Below are 16,156 nucleotides of genomic sequence, written 5' to 3'. Positions count from 1 at the left end.
AGAATGCTCGTGACTCGCTAAATCCTAACTGTAATGCGATGTCTGCAATGCTGAAATTCGTGGCTTTGAGTTGTTGTTTCGCAAGTTTGAAGCGAACGTCATTTTTTATGCTCTGAATGGAGCTGCCTTCAGCGCTTAATTTTCGGCGTAAGGTGGGCTCGCTCATGCCCAGTTTTTCTGAAAGCTCTCTGCTATTTAGGAGCGATAAACGGTCTTCTTTGCGTAATTGACGAGGTTCGATGAGTTGTCGTGCTTTCGCCGAAATACTGGTGTCTTCACCGGGGATAGTTAGCAAATCTACAGGAGCATTTTTTAAGAAATTACGCAGATCAGTTGGCGTCTTGATGAGTGGCATGTTGAGGTATGATCGATGGAAAACGAGCCGATTGAACTTGCTTTTGAAGTTTGTTGGGCAGCGAAATAAAAGTGAAAACTCGATCGGATCAATCGGGTCGTAATTGATATAAGCGCTGACCAGTTTGATGGGTTGATCGATATACCAGCATCCAAAGCGATGCCAGATGACGTGCCAGTACTCGATATAAAAGTGTTCGAAATCTAATTCTGGCTGGCGGAGTTCTGTTGTGAGATAGACGTGCTCGCCTTGAATCTCAAGTGACATTTGTAGTTCGTCGGTGATCTGATTGTAGAAGCGTATGGCGCGTTCGTAGAGTTCGCGTAAGGTATGGGCGGTGCTTACCCAGTCGGTCATCAGTTCAAAGGTGCCGACTTTGATTGGGTGTTCAGTAAATCCCATAAATTCATCGTTCAGGCGCTTGGCGATTCCGTCATACAGCAGCGCAACTTGTTGAACGTCAAAACGAGAGTTTGGATGGCTTAATTTTGATTGATCAATGCCGGCTTCGTTGAGTAACGACTGTGAGTCGATGCCTCTTTTTTTTGCGCCGCCGAGAGCGCTGAGAATGTAGTGGGTATTGATCGAAGCCATATGGCTAGCTTAAAGAAATTTGGGGTCAGAGTATATTTACTCTGACCCCAATATTTGTTGCTTGTTTGTTGCTAACTATTTGTCGCTAACTACAAACGTCCATCAACGATATCTTTATCAAAGATATGTTTTACGTCGTAGATAACATGGTTAGGCTTACAGACTGCTTTGAGTTCACTTGTGCTCATCGATTTGATCTGGTCGTGTGATACGCAGGCAATCACGGCGTCATACTTTCCGTTTTCGAGGGTGCTCACAAGATCGATGTCATACTCATCTTTTACTTCTAAGGCATCCGCCCATGGGTCATAGACATCTATGTTGGCATGAAAATCGTCGAGATCTTTGATGACATCAATCACTTTGGTGTTGCGGATATCTGGGCAGTTTTCTTTGAAGGTCAAACCGAGTACCAAGATATTTGCATCGACCATCTGGATCTTCTTTTCGGTCATTAATCGCAATACTTTTTCAGCAATGTGACCTGACATGTTGTCATTAATACGACGACCCGAAAGAATCATTTCAGGATGATAACCGATTGATTGCGCCTTGTAGGTTAAGTAATACGGGTCAACACCAATACAGTGGCCACCTACCAAGCCAGGGCGGAAAGGCAGGAAGTTCCATTTGGTTCCGGCGGCTTCTAGCACCTCTAAGGTATCGATGCCCATCTTATCGAAGATCAGCGACAGCTCGTTGACTAGTGCAATGTTTACATCACGCTGTGTGTTCTCAATGACTTTTGCGGCTTCTGCTACACGAATTGAGCTCGCTTTGTGTGTGCCCGCTTTGATGATGCTGGCATAAAGTTGATCGATGTATTCAGCAGCTTCTGGGGTTGAGCCAGAAGTCACTTTTAGGATATTGGTGACGCGGTGTTCTTTGTCGCCTGGGTTGATACGCTCAGGGCTGTAGCCCGCGAAAAAGTCTTCGTTGAGTTTTAGTCCCGAGCGAGCTTCGATCAACGGGATGCAATCTTCTTCTGTAGCGCCAGGGTATACGGTTGACTCGTAAATGACATAGTCGCCTTGCTTAACGACCTTGCCCAGCATTTCACTGGCCTTGATCAATGGTGTTAGGTTTGGCGTCTTATAGTCGTCGATCGGCGTTGGAACGGTGACGATATAAACATTCGCTTCTGCGATGTCTTCAAGCTTTGTGCTGAAGCTTAACTGCGTTGATTCTGCGAGTTCTTCTTTTGAGCACTCAAGCGTACTGTCGATGCCTGATTGGAGTTCTCTGATTCGGTCTTCTTTAATATCAAAACCGATAGTTGGGTAAAGTTTTCCAAATTCTACTGCTAGCGGAAGGCCGACGTAGCCTTGGCCTATTACGCACAATTTCACTTGCTGGTCCATGCTTTGTTTCTTCTATACATCAATTATCTTGTTGTTTTACATAGTTTTATATAACTAACTTTCTCTTATATATAACTAAGCTATGCTTTTTATATTACAGCCTTGAGTTCATAATAGCGCAACTTTTATGTGGCAATTTGTCACGCACAGGACATAAGTAGTTACAGCAGGAAGTACCGACGTGGCACACGTTCGCATATTAAATCATTACCTTCATAGCAAATTTATCTTTTTGGGCGCGCTAGAATTCGCAGCTCTGTCTGTCTCATTGTTTGTTGCGGTGGATATTCGCAACTACTTCTCAGAGACTGAGTTATTTTTACAAAACCCAATTGTTCAAGCATTTTTATTTGCTCTTATCTTAAATTGTTGTTCGCTGGCTATGGGCGTTTATACCTCTGTTTTTCAAGAAGGAAAAACAGGCATGATGCTGCGTACGCTTGTCGCCTATTGCTTCTTAGGCATGATCGCGCTGACCGTTTTGTTCTTTTTAATTCCGGGACTGTATTTAGGGCGAGGCGTACTTGCTTATGCTGTGATTGTTGCGTTTTTATCGGTTTTAGTGATTCGTTTGGTCTTTTATTGGGTGGTCGATTTAGCCAATCTTGGTCGCAATGTTGTGATATTGGGAGCAGGACATCAAGCTGCAGAAATTATCGAGCGTTTAAGTAGCTTAGACCAAGCGCGTAGTTTTAAGCTGATTGGTTGTGTTCCTTCAGGGGCAGAAGAAGTGGTCGTTGGCGCTGATCAACTGCTTCCTGTGCCGGCAAATTGGCTGAGCTTTGTGAAAGCGCATAATGTGACAGAGATAGTTGTTGCGCCAGATGAACGTCGTCGTACTGAGGGTGGTGGTGTTCCTGTTGATGAATTGCTTGACTGCAAGCTATCAGGTGTGAGTGTGAAAGAGCCTCTGGAGTTTTTGGAGCGAGAAATGACGCGCCTAGAAATCTCTATGTTACGTCCAGGTTGGGCTTTATATTCCAATGGCTTTACTTATTCTCAAGCGCGAGACATCGTAAAGCGCATTTTTGATCTAAGTATTGCTCTGTTCATATTGGCGATCATGTGGCCATTTATGTTGCTTACAGCTTTAGCGGTGGCTTTGGAATCTGGCTTTCCTGTTCTCTACTCTCAAAAACGCGTGGGTTATAACGGTAAAGAGTTCTCCATCTACAAGTTTCGCAGTATGCGCCAAGATGCTGAAAAAGGCGGCAAAGCAGTTTGGGCGCAGAAGAATGATTCGCGAGTGACAAAAGTAGGCGCGTTTATTCGCAATACGCGTCTAGATGAACTGCCGCAGCTATGGAATGTAATTACCGGTGATATGAGTTTTGTTGGGCCGCGACCTGAGCGTCCTGAGTTCGTTACAGATTTAAAAGAGCAAATTCCGTTTTACGATGCTCGCCATAAAGTTAAACCGGGCTTGATGGGCTGGGCGCAGCTTAAGTATCCATACGGCGCATCTGTGCAAGACGCAAGAAATAAGCTCAAATACGATTTGTACTATGTGAAGAACCATAGCTTTTTTATGGATGTGTTAATCGTCATTCAGACGGTTGAAGTGGTGTTGCTTGGAAAAGGTGTGCATTAGAAATATTGGGGTCAGAGTACTTTTACTCTGACCCCTTTCTATGTATTGCGGTACACTTAAAAGAATGAGAGTTGAAGGACCAAAGTATGTTTAAGCGAGTAGTGTCTAAAGTGGCGGTTTTAACTGCGCTAATGGGGCTGTATGCGTGTAGCTCTGTGAATACAGTTGAAGAGCAACCAGTTGAATCAAGTATCGGTGTCGTTGAAGAGTATTTAATGGGTATCGGCGATGCGGTATCTGTGAATGTTTGGCGGAACCCTGATTTGTCAGTGAACGTGACTGTTCGTCCTGATGGCAAAATCTCTGTACCGTTAGTTGGCGATTTGAAAGTAGATGGTATTAGTACTCGCGAGCTGTCTGCAACGATTGAGGAAAAGCTAGGCGACTTTATTCGAACGCCGAAAGTAACAGTTATTGTTACCAACCCAACGAGTGCGGAGTTTATTCACCGAATTCGTGTGACGGGTGCAGTTGCTCAACAGCGTTCGATTGCCTACCGCAAAGGCATTACCGTGTTAGATGTAATTCTTGAGGCTGGTGGTTTAACGCCATTTGCGAATGGCAATGAAGCAAAGTTGTATCGTCAAACCTCGGAAGGTGCGAAGGTATATCCAATTTACTTAAACGATATTCTTGAAAAAGGTGTGTTGGATTCTAATTACCGCCTATTCCCACAAGACATCATCACCGTACCTGAGCGGGGCTTCTAAGTTCGATGGATTTCGCTCAAATTCTGCAATACGCCAACGTTATCTTTAGAGAGCTTTGGCAACGCAAATTCTCAGTGCTCACAGCCTTCGCGCTTGTGAGCTTTGCTGTTTTAGTGGTGGGTATGTTTTGGCCGTCTAAGTTCGAGACATCTGCCACGATTTACGCTGATAACCAAAACATTTTAGGGCCGTTGCTTGCTGAGCAAGCGAAACAGTCAAAAGTTGAAGATCGTACAAAGGTTGTGCGTGAGAAGCTTTATTCGCCAAGTTTGTTGGCCGTTGTAGCGAAAAAAGTATATGGCGCTAAAACAGAAGAAACGCCCTCTTCAATGGCAAATTATATTAGTACTCTAAGAGCTAAGATAAAAGTCAAATCGATCGGCTCTGGTTACATGTCTATTGGTTTTTCTGCCTCTAGTGCTGATGAAGCCTATCAGGGCTTGAATGCAATTATTGATACCTTTATTCGAACAAGCTCTGATGAGCAGCGAGCAGAAAGCCGTGAAGCATTCCTGTTTATCGACAATCAAGTGAAGCAATACAAAGAGCAGCTTGTATCTGCCGAGAACAAGCTAAAAGAATTTACAGCTCGTAATTTTGATGGGCGTGATACAGATGTCAGCTCGAGTATTCAGCGCTTGAGAAATCAAATCGAGGAACTCAAGATCTCGATTGACGAAGACGAAATTACGCTAAAGGCTTTGCAACAACAGATTTCAAAAGAGTCTGAGTTCGCCGCAACCACCAAAAAAGTCGATGCCTACGCGGTGCGATTAGCCGAATTGGAATCAACATTGTCAAGCTTGTTGCTGACCTACACAGAAGACTATCCAGACGTTATTACACTGCGTTACCAAATTGCCGATTTGAAGCGAGTCATAGAACAGGAAGCCTTTGAACGAGCGATTGCGCAAGAGAATAAAGGCGAGCCTCGTGAGCTCGAAGAGGGCAGTGAGGTCTTGCTTAACCCTCTTTATCAAGAATTGCGCAGCCGTATCTCTCAAGTCGAAACATCTATTCAAGCCAAGCAAAAGCGTTTAACTGTTCTAGATGGTTTGCTAATCAATGAGTTCGATCGCCGTCAGCGTGTCGCTGAGCGTGGCGCAGTAGAAGCGGAGCTTGTACGTGACTACGATGTGACCAAGAAAATTTATGAAGACATGCTCGAGCGTAAAGAGAAGGCCCGTCTCTCAATGACCTTGAATATCGAGGGGCAGGGTGTGACGTATCGAATTCAAGAGCCACCCTTGCCGCCTTTGATGCCCTCTGGTTTACGTTTTATACATTTTGTATTAGTTGGTCCAGTGTTAGGAATATTGTTCGTGATCGGCTTAGCTGTTGCCTATGTACTGCTTGATCCGAGAATCCGCTTTGCATCATCTATTTATGCTATGGATGCACGCGTATTAGCTGTTATTCCTCATGTGAATACACCGCTTACACAGCGTTTGAGACGCAGTGATATGGTCGTTTGTGGAATCTTGGCGCTGGCTATTTTTGCAGCCTATACAGGCTTAGCTGTGGCGTTTCATATGGGAGTGTTACTGTGAGCGAGTTGACCAAAGCGGCTGTATCAGAATCGAATCCACGTATTGATCAAATGGAAGAAGTGGATAAGTTCACTCAACAAGAGTTAGATGAAAGAAAGCTGATTTACCCGGGTATGAATAGCCCTCAAGTGCTTAATATATTTCGGGAGCTAAGAACGCAGTTACTGCAGCATCAAAAAAAGAAAAACTTTGTATGCATGGTTAGTTCTGTGAGCCACGGTGGTGGCGGTAGTTATGTGACGCAGAACCTTGCCTCTGTGTTTGCGCTAGATAAGGCCAAAACTAGCTTGGTTCTAGATGCAAATCTCTACTCGCCGTATGCACAGAACTTGATTTTTGGTGAAGCAGAGATAGGCATTACCGATTACCTTAGCGACCCCGCTATTGGTATTAAAGACATCGTGTATGCGACCGGTGTGCCGCGATTGCGAGCGATTCCTCTTGGATCAAATAGCGAAGGCGCGGCTGAGTATTTCGAGTCAGAAAAAATGCTGTCGTTCATTGATGAAGTGAAACATCGTTATTCTGATCGTTATATTTTTATTGATGCGCCTCCTGTGGCTAGTTCATCTGAAGCGCGTATTTTGGCGGGCATCGTGGATATGGTCGTGATAGTGGTCCCTCATGCGAGAGTGACGAGTGATCAAGTTCAGATAGCGATCGATATCGTTGGCGAAGATAAATTAGCTGGTCTGATATACAACAACTAAAACAAAATTGTTAATTGAGTAGTGATACATGGACATTCAATTTTGCCGCGAACGCGTTTTATCGGGGCTTATTTCCTGTTTTCTTTTGATGGTGTTTGCTAGTCAATCCCATGCGACAGAGGCAGCGGGCGCGATTGGCTCCCGAATCGAACATACGGACAACGTTCGACGCACAAACACTAATGCCGAAACCGATGTTATTCAAACAACGTACGCCGAACTAGGTGTTGAAGAAGTACGAAAGCGTTTTAAAGCGGATGCAACCCTCAAGTTACAAAATGAGCATTACTACGAAGGCACATACGAAGACGAAACCTCACTGACCTCCGGCTTTGGCTTATTTACGGTTGATTTGGTTGAGGACTTTCTTGAGTGGCAGGCCACGTTTTCGCGTACCGATGTTGTCTCCGATACGAGTCAAGACGAGAACCCCGATACGCGTGAGTTCAGGAATATTTTTCGAACCGGTCCAACCATTAACTATGCGGTGTCACGCCTAACAAATATTCTCTTGCGCGGGAATTATGTTCGCGTTGATAACTCGGAAGACGATGCAGATGATAACCAACGTGCAGAAGGTTCGGCGTCTGTTTCGCATCAAATTAATCGCCTCACCTCTGTTAGCCTCAATACCCGCTATTCTGAGGTGCTCGAAAGTGACAGTGACGAAGAGATCAGTAATGGCTCGGTGTCTTTAGCGTTATCACGAGCTTACGTTGATGGGCTTTTAAAAATAGATATTGGTCAGCAAGAGGTTGAGTCCGATGATGGTACCGTTGCCGAATCTGAGACAGGCGTTTTTGTAGATGTGCAGCTCACTCGTCAGGCCTTTCTCTGGCATAATTTTGACTTAAATTATAACCATTCAATTTCTGATACATCGATTGGTTTCGAAGACGACGAAACCGGTAACAGGCTTGATATTGACCCCGTTCAAGCAACCACCACAACTGATATCGAAACGAGGTCGCGTTTTAACTTTAATGCCTCTCGGGACGCTGATGCGTTCACCTATGACATAGGGCTGATTTACGAAGAAAGCCATTTCAAGCTGCAAGACTTCACTGAGCGTTATCGTGGCGCCTTGATTGGCTTCTCTCCGAAACTCTATTCTCGGCTCATCCCTCGCTTTGAATATGAATATGCGCGTGAAAGCTTCGGTTTAATCAAAGGCCTGGGTGTTGATACAACGCATATCGTAACCGCATCCTTAAAATATCAGTTAGTTGAAGAACTATATGCAGACAGTTTTGTCACTTACGAAACAAGAACAAACGACACTGTCGAGCGCAGAGAATTTGACGAGTTGAGTGTTGGTGTTGGTTTGCGTTGGGAGTTTTTGTAATGCCTAAAATTACCAATGCGCTAACTATTGATGTCGAAGACTACTTTCACGTTGCCGCGCTGAAATCGCAAATACCTGTTGATTCGTGGAAAGATCGAGAATGTAGGGTTGAGCGCAACGTCGATATCTTGCTTCAAATGTTTGATGACGCAGACCTTACCGCGACATTTTTTACCCTAGGTTGGGTTGCAGATCATTACCCGCGCGTCGTAGAGAAAATTGCGAAACAAGGGCATGAAGTTGCAAGCCATGGGTATAGTCATCAACTTATCTATAATCAAAGCCCTGACGTGTTTCGAGAAGAAACCTTCAAATCAAAACAGATCTTAGAAGATATTATTCAAGCGCCGGTTCGTGGATACCGAGCGGCTAGTTATTCAGTAACAGAAAAATCACTTTGGGCGATCGACACCTTAGTTGAAGCAGGATTTGAATACGATTCGAGTATTTTTCCTGTCAGGCACGATCTCTACGGTATCCCAGATTTTCCTCAGCAGCCGCATGTATATAAAGGTTCTGAGAAAGGGGATATTGTTGAATTTCCGATTAGCTCTGTAAAAATGGCAGGCTATCAATTGCCTATCGCTGGTGGCGGATATTTTCGATTATTCCCGTATTGGTTTACCAAGTTTGGGCTAGGTAAAATCAATCGCGAAGGAAATGCATTTATGTTTTATCTGCATCCTTGGGAGGTTGATCCTGATCAGCCGCGTGTTCCTGGGGTTGGCTGGAAATCAACATTCAGGCATTACAACAATCTCGATAAATGCCAAGGGCGTTTAGCGCAACTGTTGAAAGATTTTAAATTCGATAGCATGGAAAATGTGCTGATCGAGAAGGGCTTACTTACAAAACGGGGTCAGAGCCATAGTTTCCACTTTGACCACAATGTTGGCAATACTGAGCTTAGCCAAACTTCTAATGAGGAATCGAAATAATGGAATTCCTATTCTGGCTATGCGCTTTTCTTGTCGTCTATATCTACTTGGGATATCCGGTTGTAATCAAATTGATCGCAGGGCGGGGGAATCCAATTTCTAAAGATGAGAGCTTCGAACCAAAAGTCTCTATTCTCATTGCCGCATTTAATGAAGAGAAAGATATCGCTGACACGATCAATAATAAGCTTGCTTTAGATTATCCAAACGACAAGCTAGAGATTATTGTTGTATCAGATGAATCCGAAGATCGTACTGATGAGATTGTTCAAGAGCTAGCAGAAAAACAAAGGGGTCAGACACCGCTTGCGGGCTCTGACCCCAGTTTGAAACATTCTGGCGGTGTATCGATCCGATTAGTTCGCCAAACACCTCGTGCCGGAAAAACCTCAGGCCTTAATCTCATTGCTCCTCAAGCAACAGGAGACATACTGGTCTTTTCTGATGCGAATTCGCTTTACGCGCCTGATGCTCTACGAAAAATCGTGGCAAATTTTGCGGATGCAGAGGTAGGTTATGTCACCGGAAAAATGGTCTACGTGACTGGTGACGGTTCGCTCGTAGGTGACGGCTGTTCTAGCTATATGAAGTATGAAAATTATCTGCGCGAACAAGAAACGAAAGTTGGCTCAGTTGTTGGGGTTGATGGTGGGATCGACGCTATTCGATCATCTTTGTTTGAACAGCTTCGTCCTGATCAGTTGCCTGATTTTGTCCAACCATTAAAGGTGACCGAAAAAGGCTATCGCGTTGTCTACGAAGAGCAAGCACTGCTCAAAGAAGAAGCACTGGATGACTCAGGGCGCGAATATAATATGCGTGTTCGGGTATCACTTAGAGCGCTTTGGGCAATGCACGATATGCGAACCTTGTTTAACCCATTTAAACATGGGGTCTTTGCATTCCAGATGCTATCGCACAAGTTACTTCGGTATTTGGCATTTATACCTTTGCTAGTTTGTTTTTTTAGTAACGTTGCACTCCTTTCAGCTTCTCCGTTTTATTTGTTAACTTTGCTTATTCAAGTGATGTTCTATGCCTTGGCGTTTTTTGGAAAGCTAAGAATGAGTGATGAACGTGCGCCGGTTTATCTGACCCTTCCTTATTATTTTACTTTGCTTAATGTAGCTTGTGCGCATGCAACATGGCGTTATTTGAAGGGTGAGAAACAAGTGATTTGGAAGCCAAGGGCGGGTTAGTGGATAAGATCGAGCCGACAATTAAAGTATTGCACCTTATTGATAGCGGTGGCCTTTATGGTGCCGAGAAAATGTTACTAACGCTTTGTAGCGAGCAAATTAAACAAGGACTTCAATCGACTATTCTAAGTTGCGGCACAGTCAATGAAGAACCAAAAGCTATTGAGCTAGAAGCTAAAAAACTAGGTATTGATGTTATTCTGTGGCGGATGAAGTCGGGCTTGAATCGCCCTGGTATGCATGACATTTGGAAGTTGATTGTCGAAGAAGGTTTTACTCTTCTTCATTCGCACGGGTATAAGTTTAATGTATTACTCGCTTTAACTCGGCACAGTTATCCTCAAGTAAAAGTTGTTGCCACTGTGCATGGGTATACAACCCCTAAGCGCTTTTCCAAAGGCTGGATATACCAATGGGCTGATAAGCTGCTGCTTATTCGACTGGATGCCATTATTTACGTCAATCAATTTGTAGGCATGCCTTCGTTCTTAAAAGCATTATATGGCAATAAGCTTGCGTTTATTTCTAATGGTATTGCCATAGATGAAAGTGCAAGAGAGTTTGCCGAAGCAAGAGATTACTCAAAGACCATTTCAAAACTGCTTATCGTTGGGCGCTTGTCCCCAGAGAAGGGGCATCTCTTCGCCTTACAGGCATTATCTGCGTTATTAGGTGGTGAAAATAACAATACGCCGTATACCTTGACGATTGCCGGTGATGGCCCGTTGCGAGAAGACTTAGAGCACACCGTTACTGCGCTAGGGCTAGAGCAGGCAGTCAAGTTTCTAGGCTTTGTGGAAGATGTTGAGTCGTTATACAAAGAACATGACGCTCTCTTAATTCCTTCGTTAACAGAAGGGTTACCGATTACGCTTCTTGAAGCTGTGAAAAACGGGGTGCCAGTGTTTGCTTCGCCAGTGGGTGGCATACCGAATTTTTTTGACGAGCGAGCAAGGCTGCTCTTATTAGACAGTGATAGGGCTCGGTCTATTGTTAAACTCGTTTATGAGTGGCAGGAACTTACGGTGGATAAAAAACGCGAGATAACCAACGCACTACTCAAAAAATTGAATCAAGAATACAGTTTAGCCGCGATGACAAGCGGGTACGCTGACGTTTATAAAGAGAGTTATTCATGTCTTTAGTTCCAAGTGCAGTATGGATAACTTGGGAGCATCAAGTTAGAAACCGCTCCTTAAGTAAGCTGCTTGGTGTTCCGCTTCACGAAATAGTGATTAATGGGCGTAATCCCATTGCTCGTTATTGGCTATCAGCAGTTAAAACCCTAGCGATTATTCGGTCAGAAAAGCCTAAAGCCGTTTTCCATCAGAACCCATCGATATTTCTTGGGGCTTTTTTGATACTACTTCGTGTTTTTTATCGCTTTAAGTTAATTACAGATACGCATAATGCAGGGATACTGCCTGCCGAAGGGCGATATGCGTTACTTAACGCCATTGGTAAATTTGTAACTAAGCGTACTGATGTAGCTATCGTGCATAACCAGTTGATCGCTAATAATGTTAAAGAGTGGGGTGTAAAGCCTTTCATCTTGCCGGACCCCCTTCCTGACATGAGCCTACAAAGCGCAACCGAAGGCGAACACCTAAAAGTAAAAGATAACGAGGTTGTATTTGTCTGTCGGTGGTCTGCCGATGAACCTTATGAAGCGGTTTTTGAGGCTGCTCAACTATTAGTTGAGCAAAATAGCGATGTGCATATAACAATTACTGGGCGGCCACCTGAGCACATCAAACACAAACAGTTACCAAGTAATATCACTCTAAGTGGTTTTTTAAGTGACGATGAGTACAGACGAACTCTTAAACAGACTGCTGTGTTGCTTGTATTAACTAATAGAACTAACTCTTTAAACTGCGGAGCTTATGAGGCGTTAGCCTTAGGCAAACCATGTATCTTATTTGATACTGAGTTACTGAGGAAGTTTTTTGGAGAAAGTTTCGTATTCTCCAAACTAAACGGGAATTGTTTAGCAAGGGTGATTTTAGGTTCTCTTGACGAGCTTTCTAAGCGAAGGGTGCTGATGGTTTCAGCAAGAGAGCAGTATGAGTTGGAATATGGTGCTCGGGTAATCAATCTTGAGTCTAAAATTAAGAGTTTGATTAGCTTGGCGTAAGGTTTGAGGGCGTTAGTCGAGGGAAAACAATGATTACTTCCCCAACGGTTGTAATCATTGCTTGGTCGTCAGTATGTGTTTCTTAAATGCTAGGGCGCGCTTGATGCGCCGAAGTTTTGTGGGGGTTTCGCCGTCGCTATAGTTACTAACTTGAAGCCCTCTGCATTATGATTTCCTTCGTTATCAAATATATAAGCATAAACGTTCTCTGCATCGGCAAGTGAACCACGCCTATACTCTAGTGTAATTTTTCCGTTGGCCCATTCGCGTGGTATTTGAATTTCCCACTTTGTGCAATCTTCATATGTTGCTTGGTCACACAGTATAACTCTGTGCCAAGTGTCGTCGATATAGAGTGAGTCGTAGTAAACATTTGAGCCTGGCTGAGCGCCATTGGATACTTGGCTCTGGTATATACGGTAATAGGGAGTTGGATGCTCATCTGTTATTGAAATAAAGTTAGTCTCTACTTCACGAACTCCATTGATTGTGAACTCAAAATGTCCATTATCTTGATTAAGGGATGACGACTGATAGGCAAGCTCTTGGGTTTGCCATGCTTCTGGAGTTTGGTATAGCTTGTGAGTCATATAAGATGACCAGAAGGTTTTATCCGTATATTCGTGGTTGAAATTGAAATGACTCCCGTCTCTCCCTTGTGCTACAGGGTAACTGTTGTTTTTCTCGCCCCACATCCTTACCGTTTTGTAGTTAAAGGTCCTGAAAGTTCCGGTAGGATAGGCTTCACTCCCTTCCGCATTGATAAAACTAGCGCCAGTATTCGTTTTCATAGTTTCGCCGTAGATGAAATCAATGGGTGGCGAAGAGTTAATGCTTCCCTCTGTGTCCGTATAATTGATCCATGTTGTAGATGCGCTATTTTCAGAGTAGCTCTCATCGAATTGTAGTATTTTCCCCGTAGCTCCAGATGTCAATCCCGTCACCACGTCACCAGCAGTTAGTGTTCCATCGATATGATTGACTCTAGTTCGTATTGCTTGTTTTTTTGTGACATCAAAATCTTCATACAGTTTTCGATACATAAAAAGTGTGTCGCTATTAAAGTCTACTCGACCTAAAGCCGCTCCCGTAACTGTTCCATGGTCAAAAGAGTAGGATGAGTTAGACCCTAAGCTAGTTATGGCTGTGTTATGTGTTCCTTGAAAGTTACCGTTCCAAGTAGTTCTCGATATCGGGTTAGGCGCCTCTCCTTCATCCGCATGCCACCACAGCAGTGGAGTGGGGTTTGATTTCTCTGAAAAGTTACTTCCCTGAATGATTAGCTTAGACCTATCTTGTTCGTCTAAGTATGCTTCGCTTATATCTGGGTTGGCATGACCGATCGCAGCAATGCTGCCTAAATTCATATAGATGAGGTATCTTAGTGTTTTTCCGTACAATGTTTTTGACTTCATGACATTTCTTCCAAATACTGCAATAAATAAACTCTGCTCTTAATTATAACAATAGTAGAATAAGTGCTTTACTAAAGTCATTGTGATCCATAATTATAAATTTGTGCGATAGTGGGCATTAGAAATGAGCAGCAAAGTAAGTGTCGTCATCCCTGCATATAACAGGGCGTCATATATCAACCAAACGGTCGATTCAGTTTTAAATCAAACATATCAAAATATTGAACTGATTGTTGTAGATGATGCATCAACGGATGGTACATTTGAAAAACTGCAATCCTATGGCGAAAAAATTACGTTATTAACGCACGAAGGACATCAAAATAAAGGGCAAGCAGCGTCTATTAATTTAGGCTTGGCGAAAGCTTCTGGTGACTACTTTGCTATTTTAGATAGTGATGATTTTTGGGAGCTTAACAAACTTGATATTCAAGTAGACTTTTTAGATAAAAACCCTGATATAGGCTTAGTCTACTGTAATGGTTATGGGGTAGATTCAAACGGTAAGCGATATTACGATTTTTACGATAAAGATCCTTGTGAGCAAAACGACCCCAACCGTGTGTTGTTAGATTGCTATATCCTGCTTCCTCAAAACTCGCTTGTTCGCAAAGAAGTATACAACCAAGCTGGCTTCTTTAATGAGGAGTATCGATCAGCGCAAGACCACGATATGCTCATCCGTATTGCTGAAGTGACTAAGTTTGCTTACCTGCCTGATTATGTTTTTAACTATCGACGACATGAAAATTCTATCTCGGTTCAAAACCAAGATGTGCGCTGGAATACAGGCTTTAAGATTTTAGAACAAGCAGCCAAACGTTACCCTTATAAAAAAAGCACGCTACGCAAGCGCAGGGCTGTATTGAATTATCGTTTAGGTATGGTATTGGTGAAAAAACAAGAATATGTGTCTGGTTTAGTGCATCTGTTTAAGAGCTTTATATATGACCCGATACGTGCATTAAAAGTATTAACGGGTGTAGAAAAAGCTAATTAGCTCGTGATTGTGGGTAATTTTTTTGGGCTTATGATTGCTAGATAAACATAGTAGTTTGATAATTCGCTCTGCAAGCAATTAATAAGAAGTCGCAATGGATCGCATTAAAGTTCTCTATATCGTTGATAGTTATACAAACCCTTACGCTGGCACAGAGGGACAGTTATATAAACTTATTTCGCAGTTAGATAGCGATAAGTTTGAGCCACACCTGCTCGTATTTAACCCCTCCCAATATATTAATGATAATGGTTTTCCGTGTGATGTGACGGTATTAGGTTGTTCAAAGCTTTCTTCTCTTAATACTTGGGTTAGTTTATATAAGTGCTTAAAACAGAAAAGTCGTGGTGGTTTTAAGTTAGCGCACATCTTCTTTAACGACCCCTCTATTATTGCCCCACCTTTATTGAAGTTATTAGGCTTTAAAGCCATTCTTTCTCGCCGTGACATGGGCTACTGGTATACCCCAGCTTACTTAACGCTGTTGCGTTTGAATGCAAAGTTGATTGATTCCGCTATCGTAAATAGTAAGGCAGTAAAAAATATTACCTGCCAGGCAGAGTGGATAAAGCCAAGCAAAGTGCATGTTATTTATAACGGGTATGCGCATCAAGAAATTAACCCAGCTGAGCAAATAAGCCTAAGGCAAAGTAATGACGAGGTAATACTGGGCATTGTCGCCAATATTCGACCTATAAAACGTATGCAAGATGCCGTTATGGCGACTGCTAACTTAAACCAGCAAGGCTTAAATGTACGCTTAGTGATTGTGGGCGGTGGTGATCCGACAGAGTTAAAGGCTTTAGCTAAAAGCTTGAACATACAGCACAAAGTAGACTTTGCAGGCAGCCAACAAAACGCATCAAGGTATATACAAGGGTTTGATATTTGTATGCTGAACTCAGAATCTGAAGGCTTCTCGAACGCCATTATTGAATATATGCAGCATGGCAAACCAGTCGTGTGTTCGGCCGTTGGCGGTAATCCAGAAATTATCGATGATGGTGCCGTAGGTTACTTATATCCCATGGGGGATGTTGGTGTGTTAATTGAACACTTAAGGGTATTGTGTGAATCAACAGCAACGCGACTGCAGTTTGGGGAAAAAGGCCAAGCAAAGGTGGCTAGTTTGTATGGTGTGCATCATATGCTCAAACAACACGAAACTATTTATCAGGAATTGATGACTTAGACTTTTTTGTTTAAGTATAAATAGAACAATAAATAATGATTTCTAAATCCCAAATAATT

14 protein-coding genes are annotated in these 16,156 nt (G+C 43.1%); 11 read left to right on the top strand and 3 right to left on the bottom strand.

The window, feature by feature from the left end:
• Together A3762_RS17420 and tviB are read right to left on the bottom strand one after the other, a co-directional pair.
• On the bottom strand, nucleotides 1-949 hold a 949-nt coding region (locus A3762_RS17420), incomplete at its 3' end, for an AraC family transcriptional regulator ligand-binding domain-containing protein (protein ID WP_068756849.1).
• An 89-nt stretch (nucleotides 950-1,038) separates the two neighbouring features.
• Nucleotides 1,039-2,310 (bottom strand): Vi polysaccharide biosynthesis UDP-N-acetylglucosamine C-6 dehydrogenase TviB, encoded by a 1,272-nt coding sequence (gene tviB, locus A3762_RS17415; RefSeq protein WP_068756847.1) that lies wholly within the window; start codon nucleotides 2,308-2,310, stop codon nucleotides 1,039-1,041.
• Between the two features lie 181 nt (nucleotides 2,311-2,491).
• Here tviB and A3762_RS17410 point away from each other — a divergent pair, with 181 nt between their 5' ends.
• The 9 genes from A3762_RS17410 (at nucleotide 2,492) to A3762_RS17370 (ending at nucleotide 12,490) form a co-directional block, all read left to right on the top strand.
• Nucleotides 2,492-3,901, top strand: coding sequence for a TIGR03013 family XrtA/PEP-CTERM system glycosyltransferase (locus A3762_RS17410; RefSeq protein WP_068473428.1), 1,410 nt, complete (start codon nucleotides 2,492-2,494; stop codon nucleotides 3,899-3,901).
• Between the two features lie 86 nt (nucleotides 3,902-3,987).
• Nucleotides 3,988-4,611 (top strand): XrtA/PEP-CTERM system exopolysaccharide export protein, encoded by a 624-nt coding sequence (locus tag A3762_RS17405; protein ID WP_082869214.1) that lies wholly within the window; start codon nucleotides 3,988-3,990, stop codon nucleotides 4,609-4,611.
• A gap of 5 nt (nucleotides 4,612-4,616) precedes the next feature.
• Nucleotides 4,617-6,161, top strand: a complete 1,545-nt coding sequence (locus A3762_RS17400; protein WP_068756845.1) for an XrtA system polysaccharide chain length determinant — start codon at nucleotides 4,617-4,619, stop codon at nucleotides 6,159-6,161.
• Nucleotides 6,158-6,871, top strand: coding sequence for a hypothetical protein (locus A3762_RS17395; protein WP_068756843.1), 714 nt, complete (start codon nucleotides 6,158-6,160; stop codon nucleotides 6,869-6,871). Before A3762_RS17400 ends, A3762_RS17395 begins: the two co-directional genes overlap by 4 nt.
• A gap of 28 nt (nucleotides 6,872-6,899) precedes the next feature.
• Nucleotides 6,900-8,216: a hypothetical protein gene (locus A3762_RS17390; protein WP_156493550.1), complete on the top strand. Its 1,317-nt coding sequence runs from the start codon at nucleotides 6,900-6,902 to the stop codon at nucleotides 8,214-8,216.
• Entirely contained in the window at nucleotides 8,216-9,154 is a 939-nt protein-coding gene (locus tag A3762_RS17385; protein ID WP_068756457.1) for an XrtA system polysaccharide deacetylase, read from the top strand. Before A3762_RS17390 ends, A3762_RS17385 begins: the two co-directional genes overlap by 1 nt.
• Nucleotides 9,154-10,353 carry a glycosyltransferase family 2 protein gene (locus A3762_RS17380; protein ID WP_197469343.1) on the top strand — a complete coding sequence of 400 codons (1,200 nt, stop codon included), beginning with the start codon at nucleotides 9,154-9,156 and terminating at the stop codon, nucleotides 10,351-10,353. The genes A3762_RS17385 and A3762_RS17380 overlap by 1 nt, the downstream gene beginning before the upstream one ends.
• Entirely contained in the window at nucleotides 10,353-11,498 is a 1,146-nt protein-coding gene (locus A3762_RS17375) for a glycosyltransferase (protein WP_068756837.1), read from the top strand. The genes A3762_RS17380 and A3762_RS17375 overlap by 1 nt, the downstream gene beginning before the upstream one ends.
• Nucleotides 11,489-12,490 carry a glycosyltransferase gene (locus A3762_RS17370; RefSeq protein ID WP_068756836.1) on the top strand — a complete coding sequence of 334 codons (1,002 nt, stop codon included), beginning with the start codon at nucleotides 11,489-11,491 and terminating at the stop codon, nucleotides 12,488-12,490. The genes A3762_RS17375 and A3762_RS17370 overlap by 10 nt, the downstream gene beginning before the upstream one ends.
• An 89-nt stretch (nucleotides 12,491-12,579) precedes the next feature.
• Here the strand turns inward: A3762_RS17370 and A3762_RS17365 are convergent, their stop codons facing one another.
• Complete coding sequence (locus tag A3762_RS17365; protein WP_068756834.1) at nucleotides 12,580-13,905, bottom strand: hypothetical protein; 1,326 nt, start codon at nucleotides 13,903-13,905, stop codon at nucleotides 12,580-12,582.
• A gap of 124 nt (nucleotides 13,906-14,029) precedes the next feature.
• Between A3762_RS17365 and A3762_RS17360 the strand changes: the two genes are divergently transcribed.
• A complete protein-coding gene (locus A3762_RS17360) occupies nucleotides 14,030-14,905 on the top strand; it encodes a glycosyltransferase (RefSeq protein ID WP_068756832.1) in 876 nt (291 codons plus the stop codon).
• 94 nt (nucleotides 14,906-14,999) lie between these two features.
• Entirely contained in the window at nucleotides 15,000-16,097 is a 1,098-nt protein-coding gene (locus A3762_RS17355) for a glycosyltransferase (RefSeq protein WP_068756830.1), read from the top strand.
• Nucleotides 16,098-16,156 lie beyond the last annotated feature (59 nt).

The sequence above is a fragment of the Oleiphilus sp. HI0125 genome, from assembly GCF_001635355.1.
The sequence above is the reverse complement of the archived record's forward strand: the minus strand, read 5'-3'. Positions and strand labels throughout refer to the sequence as shown.